The sequence below is a fragment of the Propioniciclava sp. MC1683 genome (assembly GCF_014164675.1).
GTDB lineage: Bacteria > Actinomycetota > Actinomycetes > Propionibacteriales > Propionibacteriaceae > Propioniciclava.
The window spans coordinates 22,861-38,966 of sequence record NZ_JACJFX010000026.1 but is presented as its reverse complement, the minus strand read 5'-3'; the positions used below and the strand labels follow the sequence as shown (position 1 = coordinate 38,966).

Below are 16,106 nucleotides of genomic sequence, written 5' to 3'. Positions count from 1 at the left end.
CGACGACCCCGCTGTCGCACTCAACTGCGCTGACTCACACTCGCGGCTCGACAGCCGCGGCGGCGTCCCACCCGCCACCCACGTCCAACCCGCCGTCAGATAGACGCCTTGTTCAGCAGGCTCCTAGCCGGTCAGCTCCGCGAGCAGCTCCAGGGCGTGGCGGTAGGTTCGCCCGGTCGCCCGCGACATGCCCAGCTCACACGTGCGGTTGCTGGACAGGTACGCGTCGTAGCGCCGCTCCCCCACCTCCGCGGCCTCCAGGTGCGAGGCGGACGCCGTGAGCTCGGGATGCAGCATCCCCCGGTCTCCGGCGAAGCCGCAGCACCCGGCCGCCCCCGGCACGACCACGTCCTCGGCGCAGGCCCGCGCCACCGCCAGCAAGTGCGGCAGGTCCCCCGCATGCCGGTCGGAGCAGGTCGGGTGCAGCACGGCCGAGGGAATGCGGCTGCGCACCGTCAGGTGTGGCAGCAGGTGTTCCGCGGCGTAGGCCACCGAGTCGACGATGCGCACCGCGCGGAACCGCTGCGCCAGCTCGTGGAGGCCGACCTTCTCGAGGTCGGACGCCACCTCGTGCAGCCCGTGGGTGCACGAGCTCGCATCGGTCACCACCGGCACCTCACCCTCGCGCGTGGCGCGCAGCAGGGCCGACGCCGTGCGCTGCGCCATGGCCGCCAACCCGTCGGTCAGGCCCTTGGAGCGCCACACGGTCCCACAGCACAGGCCCGCGATGTCCTCCGGCACGTGGACGCCCACCCCCGCGCGGTCGCACAGGGCCAGGAAGGCGCGCCAGGCGCCCATCCGGGAGCCCTGGGGCGGGGCGTCAGCAGGGCCGAAGATCTCATTGAGGCAGGACACGAACAGCACGACCTCGCCCGGGGCCGAGCGCTCCGGTGACCGGCGCGGCGCGCCCGGGCCGGGCAGGTCGTCGCCGACGCGCGGGATCAGGTCGGTGGGCAGCACGCGGCGGGCGACGTCTGTGACTGCCGAGAGCACCGGCGACGGGATCACCGAGGCCGCCCCCATGCCGACACGCAGGCCCTTCACGGTGGTGGCCCAGTTGTTGGCCAGCGTGAGGGCCACCTTCTGGGAGACCGGCGTCTGCGCCTCCTTGCGGAAGCCCTTCATGACCTTGCCGGTGTCGATGGAGACCGGACAGTTGAGCAGGCACAGCGAGTCGACGGCGCAGGTCTCGACCGCGTCGTAGCCGAAGTCGGCCTCGATAGCAGCGCGTCGCCCGGGGTCGGCGGCGGCCATCTCGCGCATCAACGCGATGCGTTGGCGCGGTGTGGTGGTGAGGTCGCGCGAGGGGCAGACGGGCTCGCAGTAGCCGCACTCGACGCACCGGTCCACGGCCTCGTCAACCAGCTCGGGCAGCTTGAGGTCACGCAGGTGGAGTTGGGCGTCCTCGGTGATGATGACGCCGGGGTTGAGCACCCCCTCCGGGTCGAACAGCGCCTTGAGCTCGCGCATCACGCGGTAGAGCTCCGCGCCGAACTGGCGCTCGACGAAGGGGGCCATGATGCGGCCGGTGCCGTGCTCGGCCTTCAGCGAGCCATCGGCGGCCAGGACGAGGTCGACCAGTTCGTCGCTGAAGCGGGCGTAGGTCTCGACCTGCGCGGGGTCGCGCAGGTCGGGGTTGATCATGAAGTGCAGGTTGGCGTCCTTGGCGTGGCCGAAGATCACCGCGTCGTCGTAGCCGTGGCGTCCGCACAGGGCCTGGATCTCCCCCACCGTGCCGGTGAGGGCGGGCATGGGGACGACCACGTCCTCGAGCAGCGCCGTCGAGCCGGGTGGCCGTGCGCCCGCGACCGCCGTGTAGAGGCCCTTGCGGACCACCCACGCCTGGGCGCGCTCGGTGGCGTCGGTGGAGAACGCGTACGGCTTCGCGAGCGGGGTGAGGCCGCCGAGGCCGGCGACGATGCGGGACAGGCCGGCCACGGTGCCGGCGAGTTCCGCGGCCTCCTCGGCGCGGGCCTCGACCAGCAGGGCGGTGTGCTCGGCCACGTCGAGCCCCACCAGGGCCGGGACGACGGTGGCGAGGCTCTGCGCCACGCTCAGGGACGCCGCGTCCATGAGTTCGGCGGTGGCCGCGCCGGCTGCGACCAGGCCGGGCAGGGCGGCGGTGGCGTGGTCGATCCGGTCGAACACCAGCAGCGTGGTGGCCAGGTGGGCGTAGTTGGGCACGGTGGTGAAGGTCGCCGACAAGATGAACCCGAGCGTTCCCTCGGAGCCGACCATGAGGTGGGCCAGGATCTCGGCGGGGGTGTCGAAGTCGAGGAAGGCGTTCACGCCGTAGCCCATGGTGTTCTTCATCGAGAACTGGTGCGTGATGCGTCGCACCGAGTCGGGGTTGCCGCGCACGCGGTCGCGCAGGCGCTGCAGGCCCTCGAACAACTCCGGCTCGGCGGCGCGCAGCCGCTCGTCGGCGTCGGGGGCAGCGGTGTCGATCCGGGTGCCCGACAGCAGGACGACCTCGAGACCGGCAAGGGTGCGGTAGGTGTTGGCGGTCGTGCCACACGACATGCCCGAAGAGTTGTTGGCCACCACGCCGCCGATCGTGCAGGCGACCTCTGAGGCGGGGTCCGGGCCCAGCGCCCGCCCGTACGGCGCGAGGGCAGCGTTGACCGCCCGCACGGTCGCGCCCGGTTGGCAGCGGACCCGCGCTCCGGCGTCCAGCACCTCGACACCGCGGAAGCCGCGCCGGGTGTCGATGAGGACGCCGTCGGTCTGGGCCTGCCCCGACAGGGAGGTGCCGCCGGAGCGGAACGTGACGGGGACGCCGTGCCGCGCCGCGAGGCGAACCGCCTCGGCCACGTCGCCGCCCTCGCGCGCGGTGACGACCACGCGGGGCTGCAACAGGTAGTGGGAGGCGTCGTGCGCCATCCTGGCCAGGTCGAGGGGGCGGTCGGCCACCTGGTCGTCGCCCAGTCGGAGTCGAAGGTCGGTCGTCAGCGCCGTGCTCATGGGGAACTCCATTCGCCACCCGCTCCGCTGCGGGTTTTGGTCTGACCATTATGGGCCCCAAGTCAGCGGCCCCGTCAACCCAGGTGCGCGTCGTGGGCGGGTCCTGTCGCGCGGGCAGGCCCGCGCGGGTCACCGGGCGATCGTGAACACCTGCCGGACGCCCGCGACGAAGTCGCCGCCCATCAGGCGGGCACCGATCCCCTCGAACTGGGCGGGGTCGCCGGTGGTCAGGAACTGCCGGGACGCCGTGCGCGGCAGGTCGTGCACCAGGTCGAGGTCGGTGAGGGTCTGGTAGGTCTCGCGGGCGCACTCGTCGGCGCTGCTGACCAGGGTGACGCGGTCCCCCAGCACGTAGCTGATCAGGCCGGCGAGCAACGGGTAATGGGTGCAGCCCAGAATGAGGGTGTCGACGTCGGCGAACTGCAGCGGGGCCACGTACTGGCGGGTGATGTCGAGCAACTCAGGGCCGCCGGTGATCCCCCGCTCGACGTACTCGACGAACAGCGGGCACGGCGCCGTGGTCAAGGAGACGTCCGGCACCGCGGTCAGGGCGTCGTCGTAGCTCAGTGCGTTGGCGGTGGCGACCGTGCAGATCACGCCGACCCGCCCGTTGCGGGTGGCCCGCACCGCGCGCTTGGCGGCCGGCAGGATCACGTCGATCACCGGCACGTCGTAGCGCTCGCGGGCGTCGCGCAGCACCGCCGAGCTCGCCGAGTTGCAGGCGATGACGAGGGCCTTCACGCCCAGCCCGACCAGGTGGTCGAGGCATTCGAGGGCGTACTCGCGCACCTCGGGCAGCGACTTGGGCCCGTACGGCGCGCGGGCGGTGTCGCCCAAGTAGATGATGTCCTCGTTCGGCAGCTGGTCGGTCACGGCGCGCGCGACCGTCAGCCCCCCGAACCCGGAGTCGAAGATGCCGATCGGCGCGTCGATGCCACTCATGACGGCCGAGACTACTCCTGCAGGGACGGGGAACGCGCCGCCCCGCAGCGTGCGGGGCGGCGCGTCGGGGGAAGGTCACTTGATGAAGCGGACCTTCTCGTAGAGTTCCTCCAACGCCGCGTCCTTGCGCTCGTTGTAGACCACCTTGTTCTGCTCGAACAGGTTGTTGCCCTGGGCATCGATGGAGACGATCAGCGGACCGAACTGCTTCACGCGGAAGACCCACATCGTCTCGGGCATGCCCAGCTCGCGCCAGTGGCCGTCCTCAACTTCTTCGACCTGGGTGGCCGCGATGACGGCATTGCCGGCGGGGAACACGCAGTGCAGGGCCCCGAACTCGGCGCAACCCGCCTGGGTGCCCGCGCCCATGCCGCCCTTGCCCACGATGAGCCGGACGCCGGTCTGCTTGATGAAGTCGTACTCGAACTTCTCCATGCGGCTGCTCGTCGTCGGGCCGACGGAGACGACCTCGAACTTGTCGTCCTCGCCCTCGACCTTCCGGATGATGGGGCCGGCGTGCAGGATCGCACCGTCGCGGACGTCGTAGGGAAGCTCGCGCCCGTACTCGATGAGTCGGCGGTGGGCGACGTCGCGACAGGTCACGATGTGGCCGTCGAGGAAGATGACGTCCCCGACGCGGATGTCCGCGAGGTCCTCGGCCGAGATCGGCGTCGTCAGGGTCTTGTTCACAGCTCGACTCCCTTGTGGGTGATGAGTTCGTAGTTGAGGTCGCGGTCGAAGTGGACCGTTCCGCGGCGGTGGGACCAGCAGCCCGTGTTCACGGCGACCGAGAGGACGGACGGGTGGCGGGCCGAGTTCTCGATGTTGACGCCCATGACGGACTTCGTGCCCCCGAGCCCCTGGGGGCCGAGGCCGATCGAGTTGATGGCGTCCTCCAGGTCGACCTCGAGCTGCGCCGCGATCGGGTTGGCGCTCTTGCTGTGCACCGGCCGCATGAGCGCGAGCTTGGACATGAAGCCAGCCGCGTCGATGGAGGACCCGATGCCGACACCGACCAACAGCGGCGGACAGGCGTTGAGGCCGTAGGAGGTCATCACGTCGAGGACGAACTTCACCGCCCCCTCGTAGCCCTCGCCCGGCATCAGGGTGCGACCCTGCCCGGGGAGCGTACAGCCGCCACCGGCGAGGTAGACGTCGAGCTCGAGGGAATCCGAGCCTTCGACGACCTGCCAGTAGAGCCAGGGTGAGTCGGTGCCGGTGTTGGTGCCGGTGTTGTACTCGTCGAAGGTCTCGACGCTGTTGTGGCGCAGCGGCGCCTCGTTGGTGGCGCGCTCGACGGCCTCCTTCAGGGCGGCCGAGAGCCCGTCGATGTGCGGGAAGGCGCTGCCCACCCGCACGAACATCTGGATCAGGCCGGTGTCCTGGCACGAGGGGCGCTTGAGCTCTTCGGCGAGCTCCTGGTTCTTGCGCATGGTGTCGTAGATCATGAGCGCCATCGGCTGGCGCTCCTCGCTGGCAAGCGTGGTGATGCGGGCCGTCACGTCGTCGGGCAGCCGGCGGCTGATCACGGCGGTGAACTTGGCCACGGTGTCGGTGAGCTTCTCCAGCTCTGCGGTCTGCTGCTGCATTGCGGCACCTCCTTGGGTGTCTGTGTGGTGATCTGGTTCCAGTCCATCGCGGACGGGGGGTCTGGGTCTGTGCGGATCTTCGCGGGTGTGGTGGCGTTCCTCGGTGCCCGGGGGCGTCCGGAGCCTTGTTCGCCGGCGGGGGCATCATGAAGGTTCCCCGCCTGGTGGACCCCGCGACACGGCCTCCACTAGGTGATTCACTCGGTCCACGCTGAGCCGGGGGCCGTGGCTCGTTGCAGAACCGCCGCTTCGGGTGGTCATGGTGGGGGCCTCAGTAGGGCATCGCGCCGGTGAGCCCGTACACGACCAGGTAGGTGACCAGGATCGGCCAGAACCAGATGAGGTACTTCTTCTGGAAAGACACGAAGTTCTGGTTGGTCTCCCCGCACAACAGGTAGAGCGCGGGGATCACCGGGCTGATCAGCCGGAACGACTGCCCGACCATGGACGCCACCGCTGCTTGCATCGGTGTGATGCCGAACTCCCCCATGACCCCACTGAGGACCGAGGCGATACCGAAGTAGAACGCGTCCTGGGGCAGGAAGATGATGGCCGGCGTGGCGATGATCGCGTAGACCGGCGCCATGTGGGATCCCAAGGCGGTCGGGATGATGGCTGCGATGGAACCAGCCAGGGCGGCGGCCATGCCGGACCCCGTGAGCACTCCCGAGAACACGCCTGCGCCCAGGGTGGCGATGGCGGTGGGGAGCACGTCCGGGGCGATCTCCTCGATCCGGGTCGACGCCTCATCGACGTTCGGGAAGTTGATGACCAGGCCGATGGCCGACAGCAGCAGGAACACGACGGCGCCGTGCGCGAGGTCCATGATGAGCAGCGTGAGCCCGACCATGGTGATGGCGAGGTTCACCCAGAAGAGCTTGGGTCGCTTGAGGTGCGGGTCCTTGTCGGTGATCACTTGCAACATCTCGGCGATGTGCTCCGGCCCCACGGAGGCTTCGGAGCGCGGGTCGAACGCCAGGCGCTTGCGTTCCTTGAGGCCGAGCCTCCACGCGATGATGATCACCACGACCTGGGCGGCCAGCAACCCGGGCAGCAGGTGGCGGAACAATGCGATGAGGTCCACCCCCAGCGCGGCTGCCGCGGCGATGGTGGGGCCGCCCCACGGCAGCTGGTTCCAGATGCCGATCGGGGCCACGATGATGATGGCCAGCACCCACATGCTCAGGTTGAGCTGCTGGTAGAGGGCCCGGAACGCGGCCAAGCAGATGATGATCGTGGTCGTGGTGTCCCCGTTCAGAGAGACGACGCTGGCCACCGCGACCGTGGAGAGGACCACCTTGAGCGGGTCGCCCTTGGCCTGCTTGATGAAGAACTTCGCGACGGGATCGAAGAGCCCGACATTGAGCATCAGGTCGAAGTAGAAGATCGAGAACAGGATCGTGACGGCCGGCGCGATGACGCCCCACGCCACCTTCCCCGTCTCGGGGTTGAGTTTGAAGAAGACCCCGTGCTGGATCCAGGTGAAGACGTCCAGGAGGTCGTGTCCACCGACGGCAGCGGCGATGAACCCGAAGACGAGCGGGACGAGGGTCAGGGCCACGAAGACCTGGAGCTTCTTCTTCGCCAGCAGTGCGATGAAGACCACGATCATGGCCAGACCGAGAATTGTGAGCATGGCTGGCCCCTCGGATCAGGCCCCACCACGGCGGGGGGCGTTGATGCCCACCCTTCCGGCGCCATTGGCACCCGGTCTCGCCAGATCTTCGTGGGATTCTGCCCCGGTGGCCGCTGTGGGGTACCCCCTCTGCTCACGCTCGACGCCCGAGCCCGGTTACAGAATCCCCTTGGGTCCGATCGTCCAGAACCCGGGCCTGACAAGGCCTGTCAGTCTTCGCGCGACGGCTCCTTCCCGGGGCGAGACCTCAACATTCACCGCTTCGTCGAGGCTGTGTCTGCCTCAGCCCAGTCCGCCGGCCAACCGCTCCAAGCGGTGCTGGACGCCCTGGATCTGGTCCGTCAGGCGTTGGGCATGGCCCACCAAGGATCTCAGGTCATCGGTGGGCCACTCGGCCGGAACCGTGGGCTGGGCGCCCGCATCCACGGCGTCCGCCAACGCCTTGAGCCAGCCGGTGGCCGCCTCGTCGTCACGCCGGACGAACACCTTCTTGAAGGTGGCATCCACCTGCGAGCTGCTCTCGGTCAACTGCTTGCGGTACTCGGTCGGCGACTTGTCGAAGCTGCGCCGGAAAGCCACGTTGAAGGCCTTGACGTCGGGAAATCCGTTCGCCGCAGCCACGTCCACGACACGCATCTGTGGGTCGCCCAGGTCCCGCGTGGCCTGGCGGAGGCGGACGCGCGTGATGTACTCGAGCGTGCTGATGCCGAGGTAACCGGTGAACATCTGGGAGACATACCCCGGGTGGTAGCCGCTCTCCCGCCCGAGCCGCTCCAGGGTGATGCGTTCGGAGTAGTGCTGGTCGATGAACCCCAACATCCTGTCGATGGCCTTGATGCGCGTCTCGTTGCCGAGCACCGCAGTGCTCTCCTCTTCCCGCGGCGGGAAGTACGTCACGAGGGTGTCCACCAGTTCGGCCAGGCGCCGCTCGTAGCGCAACCGGCCCGCGGGCGTCGCGTCAAACGCCTCGAGCATCATGCGTGCCAGCAGGCCCCGCAGTGCGATGAATGGAGCGGCGCCGCGCGTCTCCCCGGTCGACAGACAGTCGAACCTCAGGCGCGCGGGGTCGGGGAACAGGCCGGCGAAGTAGCCCAGGTCGAGGTGGAGCAGCAGGGCCGTGCTGTGCGGCGCGTGCGCCAGGGTGGCGTGCCCGACATAGGAGTTGATCACGATCACGTCCCCCGGCTCGTGGGTGGTCACCAATCCGCCGGCGCACACCTCCACGCAGCCATTGAGGACGACCAGCAGCTCAACCTCGGGGTGCCAGTTGTAGTGGTAGGAGCCGATCTCGTACACGTACTGACGCAGGTTGATCGAACGCGTCGGTCGCCTCAGGGCGTGGTAGTACTCGTCCTTCGCTCCGACCGCTTCGGGTCGCGGGGTGTTCACCACGGCCATGGGGACCACTCTAGGTCAGCGGGCCCCCTGCGGCGGCTCGCCCCAGCGCGTTCCGGGGCCGTGAGGACCATTCGAGTTCCGGGCTGGATTCTTCGCTGCATGGGCTTGGGCCCCGCGGTGGCAATCAAGCGTTCCCCCTTGCCACACCCGTATCACAACCGGGCACATCTCAAGGGGTAGCTGGTCACCACACGCTGCCGGACGTTCTGCGGCCTGCGGCGTCTGCACCAGAATCGCTGCTGAATCGGATGGAGGGAGAACGGGCCCCGCGGGCACAGTGGAAGCACGAACCAAGCCGTGCGCCAGGAGAGCCCGATGAGCACCAGCACCATCCCCGACCACACCCACCAGACAGGCGGTCGCCCCGCTCGCGCCTGGCTCGGCCCGGAGGTCAGGCCTGTGTGGCTCGCCATCGCGATCGTCGTCGGGCTCGTCCTGTGGTTCGTCCCCACCCCGTCAGGGCTCCAGCCCGAGGCCTGGCACCTGTTCGCCCTGTTCGTGGCCACGATCGTGGGGATCATCACCAAGGCAGCACCCATGGGTGCGCTGTCGATCGTGGCGATGGCACTGTGTGCGGCCACCCAAGTGCTCGCACCGGGTGACACGGGCAAGTCCATCGCCAACGCCCTGTCTGGGTTCAGCAATGGCACGATCTGGCTGATCGTGTCGGCCTTCTTCGCGGCCCGCGCCGTGATCAACTCGGGGCTCGGCTCTCGTCTGGCCTACCTGTTCGTGCGCCTGTTCGGGCGCAGCACGATCGGCCTGGCCTACGGCCTCGGGTTCGCCGACCTCGTCACCTCCCCTGCGATCCCCTCCAACACCGCGCGCTCGGGTTACATCTACCCCGTCATGAAGGCGATTGCCGAGAACGCCGGCTCACACACCGACCAGCCGCAGACGCATCGCAAGATCGGGTCGTACCTCGCCTTGGCCTGCTACAACCTGAACCTCGCCGTCTCGGTCATCTTCTTCACCGGCGCCGCACCGAACGCCATGTCGGCGCGGCTCGCCACCGAGGCGGGCGTCACCGTCGACTGGGGCGGGTGGTTCGCGGCGGCTGCGATCCCGGGCCTGCTGGGCGTCATCCTCGTCCCCATCGTCCTGTACCTCGTCCACCCGCCCGAGGTGAAGCGCACGCCGGAGGCTCCCGCCATCGCGGCGCGCGAGCTCAAGCTGCTGGGCCCGGTCACCCGCAAGGAGTGGGTCACCCTCGGCGTCTTCGTCATGATGATCGCCATCTGGGTCGCCGGCGACAAGGTCATGAACTCCACCACCGTCGCACTCCTTGGCTTGGCCACCCTGCTGCTGACCGGCACCCTCACCTGGGAGCAGATGAAGGCCGAGAAGGCGGCGTGGGACACCCTGACGTGGTTCGCCGCCCTCGTGATGATGGGGAGCTACCTCAACTCCCTGGGTTTCATCGGCTGGTTCGGTGGCATGGTCGGTGGAGCAATGACCGGCCTCGGCCAATTCGCCGCCTTCGCCGCGCTGACCTCGGTCTATGCCCTGTCCCACTACCTGTTCGCGAGCGGGACCGCGCACACGGCGTCCATGTTCTCGGTCTTCCTGGGCGTGGGGCTCGCCCTGGGGCTGCCGGCCGTCCCGCTCGTGGTGTTCCTGGGCGCCATCCCCACCCTCATGGGCTGCCTCACCCACTACGGCAACGGCCCGGCGCCCCTCTACTTCGGCTCCGGCTACGTGGAACTCGCCGCGTGGTGGCGAAGTGGGCTGGTCCTGGGAGTCGTCCACCTCGCCGTGTGGCTGCTGGTCGGCCCACTGTGGTGGGGCGTCATCGGGGTCTGGTAGGCCGTCTCACGCCCGTCGCAGGCTCAGGGCGACCAGCACCGGCCCGCGGCGTCCCGGTGACGGGGCCGCGGCACCACAGCCCGGCGTCGCCTCGGGTGTCGCCGACGCGCAACTCCCGCAGCCGCCCGAGGGGCAGCCCATCGCCAGTTCCTTGACCTCGAGCCGGCCCAGGCGCACGAGGTGGTCCACCGACGCACCAACGATCTCCCGCGACAATCCCGTGGACGCCTCGACCTCGCCCAGCGTGCCCGCCCCCGACGCGAAGGCGGCCAGCACGGCAGAGAGCGGTCCGCTCACCAGAACAACCGTCCGACCTGGAAGATGGTCACCGCACCGAGCCAGGCGACGGCCAGACCCATCGCGACGCCGAACAGCGTCCAGCGCCAACCGACCTCGCGCTTCTGCGCAGCGAGCGTCGCCACGCACGGCGTGTACGCCATCAGGAACCACAGGAACGCGGCCACGGCGGGCAGCGGGTGCCCGCCCGAACTCGCCTCGAAGGACGACACCACCGCCTCACCGAACGAGCCCGCCGGCTCGCCCTCGGCGGGCTCGTCGACGGCATAGGTCTGCGCCCACGAGCTGATCACGGCCTCCTTGGCCACGAAGCCCACCACCAGCGCGGACGCCGTCTGCCACTGCCCGAACCCCGCCGGCTCGAACACGGGCGCGATCGCCTGCGCGGCGACACCGTAGGCCGAGTCCTGCACGGGCACGTCGTTGAACCCCGCCCCCGGCTTCGCGGGGATCGCCTGCAGCAGCCAGACCGCGCACACGGTGACCAAGATGATCCCCGACGCGGTGCGCAGGAAGCCCTCGAGCCGGCCCCAAGCGACGGCTGCGGTGAGCCGGGCGGTCGGCAGGTGGTAGGGCGGCAGGTCGAGCACGAGCGGCTCCGAGCCCATCGTGCGCCACAAGGTCTTGCGCAGGAGCAGCCCGACGCCGATCACGGCGAGGATCGACGCGAGGTACATCACGAACACCGCCGTGCCGGCGTACCGCCCGAAGAAGATCGTGCCGAGCATCACGTACACGGTCAGCCGCGCGGTGCACGAGGTGAACGGCACCAGCAGCGCGACGAGGATGCGCTGGCGGGCATCGCCCAGGATGCGGGTCGCCGCGATCGCCGGAACGTTGCAGCCGAACCCCACCACCAGCGGCAGGAACGCCTTGCCGGGGAGCCCGATCATCCGCATCAGCCGGTCGGTCACGACGGCGGCGCGGGCCATGTAGCCGGAGTCCTCCAGCAGCGCGAGCAGCACGAACATCAGGGCCATCAGCGGCACGAAGGTCAGCAGCATGCCGACGCCGGCGACCAGTCCGTCGACGAGCAGGCCCTCGACCCAGGAGCCCCCCAACCCGACCAGTGCCAGACCGCCGCGCACGGCGTCCGACACCGGACCGGTGAAGAAGCCGTCGAGCCAGTCCTGCAGCGGCGCGGCCACCGTGGTGGTGACCTGGAAGACCAGCCACATCACCGCGAGGAACACCAGCGGCCCCGCCACCGGGTGGGTCGCCACACGGTCGACCTTGTCGGAGGTCGAGACGCGCTCGGCGCCGGACGCCGTGGTCCCGGCCCGCACAGCCGCCTCGACCCAGGCGAAGCGCTCGTCGTCGCGGTCGAGGGCGTCCTCGACGTGCGGCACGGGTCGCGGCTCGGGCGACGGGCGGCCCAGCGCCTCGCGGACGGACCGGGTCAGGTTGTCCAACCCTTGGCGGCGGCGCGGGTCGAGCACGACGACCGGGCAGCCGAGTGCCTCGGCCAGCGCGTAGGAGTCGACCTCGATGCCGGCCTTGCGGGCGACGTCGTTCATGGTGAGCGCCACGACCACGCGGTGGGTGGTCTCGCGGAGCTGAGCGACGAGGTACAGCGAACGGGCCAGGTGGGCGGCGTCGGCGACGACCACCACGGCGTCCGGACGCTCGGTGACCGGGGCGTCCACGAGCAGGGTGCGGGTGAGCTCCTCGTCGCGGCTGAGCGGGTCGAGGCTGTAGGTGCCGGGCAGGTCGACGAGGCTGAACTCGTGGACGCGGTTGACCGCGCACTCCCCCGAGCACTCCACGCACGCGCACACGCGGTCGTCGGCCTTGAACCGCCAGGCACCCCGGCCGACGTCGACCGTCGTGCCGGGCCAGTTGCCGGTGGTCGCGCGCAGGCCGGTGAGGGCGTTGAACAGGGTGGACTTTCCGACGTTCGGCGCACCCGCCAGGGCGATGATCGGCGCGCCGGCGCCCGCGTCGGCCCCGACGGGGCCGTGGCAGGCGGCTCGCACGGTGGGCAGCTTCGGGGAGATCGGCAGCTGTCGGCCGCCGGTCCGGGTGACCTCGGGGGCCTCGCTCATGCGGCCACCTCCGCCTCGAGGCGGGACAGCACGTCGGCGTCCACGGCCACGCGGCCACCGCTGACCGACACGATCCGCCCGCCGGCGGCCAGGCGCTGCACGAGGCTCAGCCGCGCGCCGCGGCGCAGGCCCAGGGACGCGAGCCGGCGTGCCACCGTGGCGTCCGGGTGCGTGGACGTCAGGAGCAGGGGCGTCCCGAGCGGGGCGCGATCGAGGGTGATCGTCGCTGTCACGCAGGTGAGGCTAACCTAAGTTGGCCTACGACCGCCAGTAGTAGTGCCCTTTTGGCAACAAGTTCCTTGCGAAAGTCTCCCCGGCTCAGGAATGGGCGGCATCGAGGAGGGACTCCAGCACCAGCCCGAGCCAGTCGTAGAGCGCCACGAGTTGCGTCCGCGGGTCCCGCGCGGGCAGCTTCTCGAGGTCGGCGTGGTCGTCCTCGGACTCGATCCCCAGCCGCACCGCGAGGCTCAGCCGCACGCCGTTGAGGGTCTTCAGCCAGGCGTCGAGGTCGGCCTTGGCGACGACGAGCGGCTCCTTCCCGTCGGCGGTCGCGGCGAGGTCGGCCAGCACCACCTCGGAGTCGGTGATCCGCTGGCGGCGCAGGGCGTCCTGCGAGAAGCGGCGGTGCTCGGCGGCGGCAACCTCGTCCTCGTAGGCGTCGGGGAACAGCCGCGCCACCACCGGGTCGGAGCGGTCGAGCGGCTCGCTGCGCAGCTCGCGCGCCCAGCGGGCGAACGGGTCGTCGGACGCCGCGGGCTCCCCCGCTCCGCCGATGAGTTCGTTGACCTGGGCTACGAGGGAGGTGACCAGCGCCACCTCGAAGTCGTCCAGCTCGGCGACCAGGTCGGTGCCGTCGCGGTGGAAGGGGATCACTCGTCCTTCTCCAGGGTCGCCCACAGCCCGTACGCGTGCATGGCGTTCACGTGCTGCTCCATCTCCTCGCGCGTGCCCGACGCGACGACGGCTCGCCCCTCGGTGTGCACCTGCATCATCAGCTTGTGGGCCTTGGGCTTGTCGAACTTGAAGTACGTGACGAACACGTGGGTGACGTAGCTCATCAGGTTCACGGGGTCGTCCCACACGATGGTGACCCACGGCGTCAGCGCCTGCACGACCTCGGCCGGGCGTTCGGCCACCGCGGTGCCGGACGCCGGCCCCACCGGAACCTCGGGCGACGACATGGCGCCCATTGTGTCACTAGTCTGAAACCATGCTGGAGACGACCGCCCTGCTCACCGACCACTACGAGCTGACCATGGTGCAGGCCGCCATGGGCTCCGGAACGGCCTTCCGCCGGTCGGTGTTCGAGCTCTTCCCCCGCCGCCTCCCCGAGGGGCGCCGCTACGGCGTCGTGGCCGGCACGGGGCGCGCGCTCGACGCCGTCGAGAACTTCCGCTTCGACGACGAGACGGTGTCGTTCTTGCGCGAGGCGAAGGTCGTCAACGACGAGGTCGCGCAGTGGCTGGCGACCTACCGGTTCACCGGCGACATCTGGGGCTACCCCGACGGTGAGATCTACTTCCCCGGCTCGCCGATCATGGTGGTCGAGGGCAGCTTCGCCGAGGCGGTCGTCCTGGAGACGGTCCTGCTCAGCATCTTCAACTACGACTCCGCCGTCGCCTCGGCCGCCTCCCGCATGACCGCGATGGCCGGCGACCGCCCCTGCATCGAGATGGGCTCGCGGCGCACCAACGAGTGGTCGGCGGTGGTCGCCGCCCGGGCGGCGTACATCGCAGGCTTCGCGTCGACGTCGAACCTGGAGGCGGGGCGCTCCTTCGGGGTCCCGACCGCCGGCACCGCCGCGCACAGCTTCACGCTGCTGCACGACACCGAGGAGGACGCCTTCCGCTCCCAGCTCGCGGCCCTCGGCACCAACACCACCCTGCTGGTCGACACCTACGACGTCGTCGAGGCGGTCACGAAGGGCGTCGAGCTGACCAACGGACGCCTCGGCGCGGTCCGCCTCGACTCCGGCGACCTGCTCACCCAGGCCGTGGATGTCCGCAGGCTGCTCGACTCCCTCGGCGCGGTGAACACCCGCATCATCGTCACCTCCGACCTGGACGAGTTCCAGATCGCCGCCCTGCGCGCCGCCCCGGTCAACGGCTACGGCGTGGGCACGCAGCTGGTCACCGGCTCGGGCGCCCCGACCTGCGGGTTCGTCTACAAGCTCGTCTCCCGCGCCGACTCCGAGGACCCGGCCGCCCCGCTCGAGCCCGTCGCCAAGAAGTCGCTCAACAAGGGGTCGGTCGGCGGCCGCAAGTTCGCTCTGCGCCGGCTGGACGCCAACGGCATCGCCGAGGCGGAGGTCATCGGCGTGGGCGCCCCGCCCGAGGGCGACCACAACGACCGTCCGCTGCTGGTCGAGCTGGTGCGCGGCGGCGAGATCGTCGGGCGCGAGCCGCTGTCCGCGGGACGCGAGCGGCACCTGCGCGTGCGCGGCGAGCTGCCGAGCGCGGCGTTCAAGATGAGCAAGGGCTACCCCGCCATCGTCACGATCATGCTGGACGCCGAGGGCGACCAGACCTTCAACCCCTACGCCCCGGAGGCCTGATGAGCACCCCGACCGCACCCACCGCACGCGCCCTGGTCGTCGTCGACGTCCAGAACGACTTCTGCGAGGGCGGCTCGCTCGCCGTGGCCGGCGGGGCTGCGGTGGCGGCGTCCATCGCCGAGCTGCTCGCCGGCGACCACGGCTACGACGTCGTCGTCGCCACCCGCGACCACCACATCGACCCGGGGGCGCACTTCTCCGACAGCCCCGACTACGTCGACTCGTGGCCGCCGCACTGCGTCGTCGGGACGCCGGGTGCCGACTTCCACCCGAACCTCGTCAGCCACCCGGAGTTCGGCGCCCCCGACTTCGCCGGCGTCTTCGACAAGGGGCACTACACCGCGGCCTACTCGGGCTTCGAAGGCACGGACGCGGCTTCTGGGCTCGGCTTGGCCGACTTCCTGCGCGAGCGCGGGGTCACCGCGGTCGACGTGGTGGGGATCGCCACCGACCACTGCGTGAACGCCACCGCGCGCGACGCGGCGGCGGCCGGGTTCGACACCTCCGTGCTGCTCGACCTCACCGCGGCGGTCACGCCGGCGAACGTGCCCACCCTCGCCGAGGAGTGGGAGGACGAGGGCATCTGGGTGAGCGGGACCACCGAGAACCCCGAGACGAACGAGAACGCCGTCGGTCTCGAGGACTGACGCGGCCGGAGCGCGCCCCGCGATTTCCCTGAGGTGTCGCGTGGCGCCTTTGCCGGTGCGCCGCTCCGCAACGTCAATTCTGGGGCCCGAATCTTGACGGATCCGCGCCCGACAACGGCAAGAGCGCCAGGAGACACAGTCACTTCTTCGCCGAGCGTGCTCGGGGCAGGCTGATCTCCTCGCGGGCTCCATGAGTTGTCCACAGATTCCCCGTGCACCCGCGGCGAG

14 protein-coding genes are annotated in these 16,106 nt (G+C 70.1%); 3 read left to right on the top strand and 11 right to left on the bottom strand.

What is annotated here, in order from left to right:
• Positions 1 to 123: 123 nt before the first annotated feature.
• From H5397_RS13485 to H5397_RS13465, 6 genes are all read right to left on the bottom strand, one after another.
• Positions 124 to 2,964 (bottom strand): FAD-binding and (Fe-S)-binding domain-containing protein, encoded by a 2,841-nt coding sequence (locus H5397_RS13485; protein ID WP_182818065.1) that lies wholly within the window; start codon positions 2,962 to 2,964, stop codon positions 124 to 126.
• 129 nt (positions 2,965 to 3,093) lie between these two features.
• Positions 3,094 to 3,906, bottom strand: a complete 813-nt coding sequence (murI, locus tag H5397_RS13480) for a glutamate racemase (RefSeq protein WP_182818064.1) — start codon at positions 3,904 to 3,906, stop codon at positions 3,094 to 3,096.
• A gap of 75 nt (positions 3,907 to 3,981) precedes the next feature.
• Entirely contained in the window at positions 3,982 to 4,596 is a 615-nt protein-coding gene (gene ttdB, locus H5397_RS17725) for a L(+)-tartrate dehydratase subunit beta (protein WP_220492278.1), read from the bottom strand.
• A complete protein-coding gene (ttdA, locus tag H5397_RS17720) occupies positions 4,593 to 5,495 on the bottom strand; it encodes a L(+)-tartrate dehydratase subunit alpha (RefSeq protein WP_220492277.1) in 903 nt (300 codons plus the stop codon). Before ttdA ends, ttdB begins: the two co-directional genes overlap by 4 nt.
• Before the next feature lie 271 nt (positions 5,496 to 5,766).
• Positions 5,767 to 7,131, bottom strand: a complete 1,365-nt coding sequence (locus tag H5397_RS13470; RefSeq protein WP_182818062.1) for a citrate:proton symporter — start codon at positions 7,129 to 7,131, stop codon at positions 5,767 to 5,769.
• Positions 7,132 to 7,413: 282 nt separating this feature from the next.
• Positions 7,414 to 8,529, bottom strand: a complete 1,116-nt coding sequence (locus tag H5397_RS13465; RefSeq protein WP_182818060.1) for an AraC family transcriptional regulator — start codon at positions 8,527 to 8,529, stop codon at positions 7,414 to 7,416.
• A 315-nt stretch (positions 8,530 to 8,844) separates the two neighbouring features.
• Between H5397_RS13465 and H5397_RS13460 the strand changes: the two genes are divergently transcribed.
• Positions 8,845 to 10,335: a DASS family sodium-coupled anion symporter gene (locus H5397_RS13460; RefSeq protein WP_182818059.1), complete on the top strand. Its 1,491-nt coding sequence runs from the start codon at positions 8,845 to 8,847 to the stop codon at positions 10,333 to 10,335.
• Between the two features lie 6 nt (positions 10,336 to 10,341).
• Here H5397_RS13460 and H5397_RS13455 read toward each other — a convergent pair whose 3' ends face one another.
• The 5 genes from H5397_RS13455 to clpS form a co-directional block, all read right to left on the bottom strand.
• On the bottom strand, positions 10,342 to 10,632 hold the full coding sequence (locus H5397_RS13455; RefSeq protein WP_182818058.1) for a hypothetical protein: 291 nt from the start codon (positions 10,630 to 10,632) through the stop codon (positions 10,342 to 10,344).
• Positions 10,629 to 12,677, bottom strand: coding sequence for a ferrous iron transport protein B (gene feoB, locus H5397_RS13450; protein ID WP_182818056.1), 2,049 nt, complete (start codon positions 12,675 to 12,677; stop codon positions 10,629 to 10,631). Before feoB ends, H5397_RS13455 begins: the two co-directional genes overlap by 4 nt.
• A complete protein-coding gene (locus H5397_RS13445; RefSeq protein WP_208090952.1) occupies positions 12,674 to 12,910 on the bottom strand; it encodes a ferrous iron transport protein A in 237 nt (78 codons plus the stop codon). Before H5397_RS13445 ends, feoB begins: the two co-directional genes overlap by 4 nt.
• A gap of 85 nt (positions 12,911 to 12,995) precedes the next feature.
• Positions 12,996 to 13,550 carry a DUF2017 domain-containing protein gene (locus H5397_RS13440; RefSeq protein ID WP_182818055.1) on the bottom strand — a complete coding sequence of 185 codons (555 nt, stop codon included), beginning with the start codon at positions 13,548 to 13,550 and terminating at the stop codon, positions 12,996 to 12,998.
• Entirely contained in the window at positions 13,547 to 13,858 is a 312-nt protein-coding gene (gene clpS / locus H5397_RS13435; protein WP_182818053.1) for an ATP-dependent Clp protease adapter ClpS, read from the bottom strand. Before clpS ends, H5397_RS13440 begins: the two co-directional genes overlap by 4 nt.
• A 29-nt stretch (positions 13,859 to 13,887) precedes the next feature.
• Here clpS and H5397_RS13430 point away from each other — a divergent pair, with 29 nt between their 5' ends.
• Together H5397_RS13430 and H5397_RS13425 are read left to right on the top strand one after the other, a co-directional pair.
• Positions 13,888 to 15,231, top strand: a complete 1,344-nt coding sequence (locus tag H5397_RS13430) for a nicotinate phosphoribosyltransferase (protein WP_182818051.1) — start codon at positions 13,888 to 13,890, stop codon at positions 15,229 to 15,231.
• The gene (locus H5397_RS13425; protein ID WP_182818049.1) at positions 15,231 to 15,878 is read left to right on the top strand and encodes an isochorismatase family protein; all 648 of its coding nucleotides are present in this window, start codon (positions 15,231 to 15,233) and stop codon (positions 15,876 to 15,878) included. Before H5397_RS13430 ends, H5397_RS13425 begins: the two co-directional genes overlap by 1 nt.
• Positions 15,879 to 16,106: the final 228 nt, after the last annotated feature.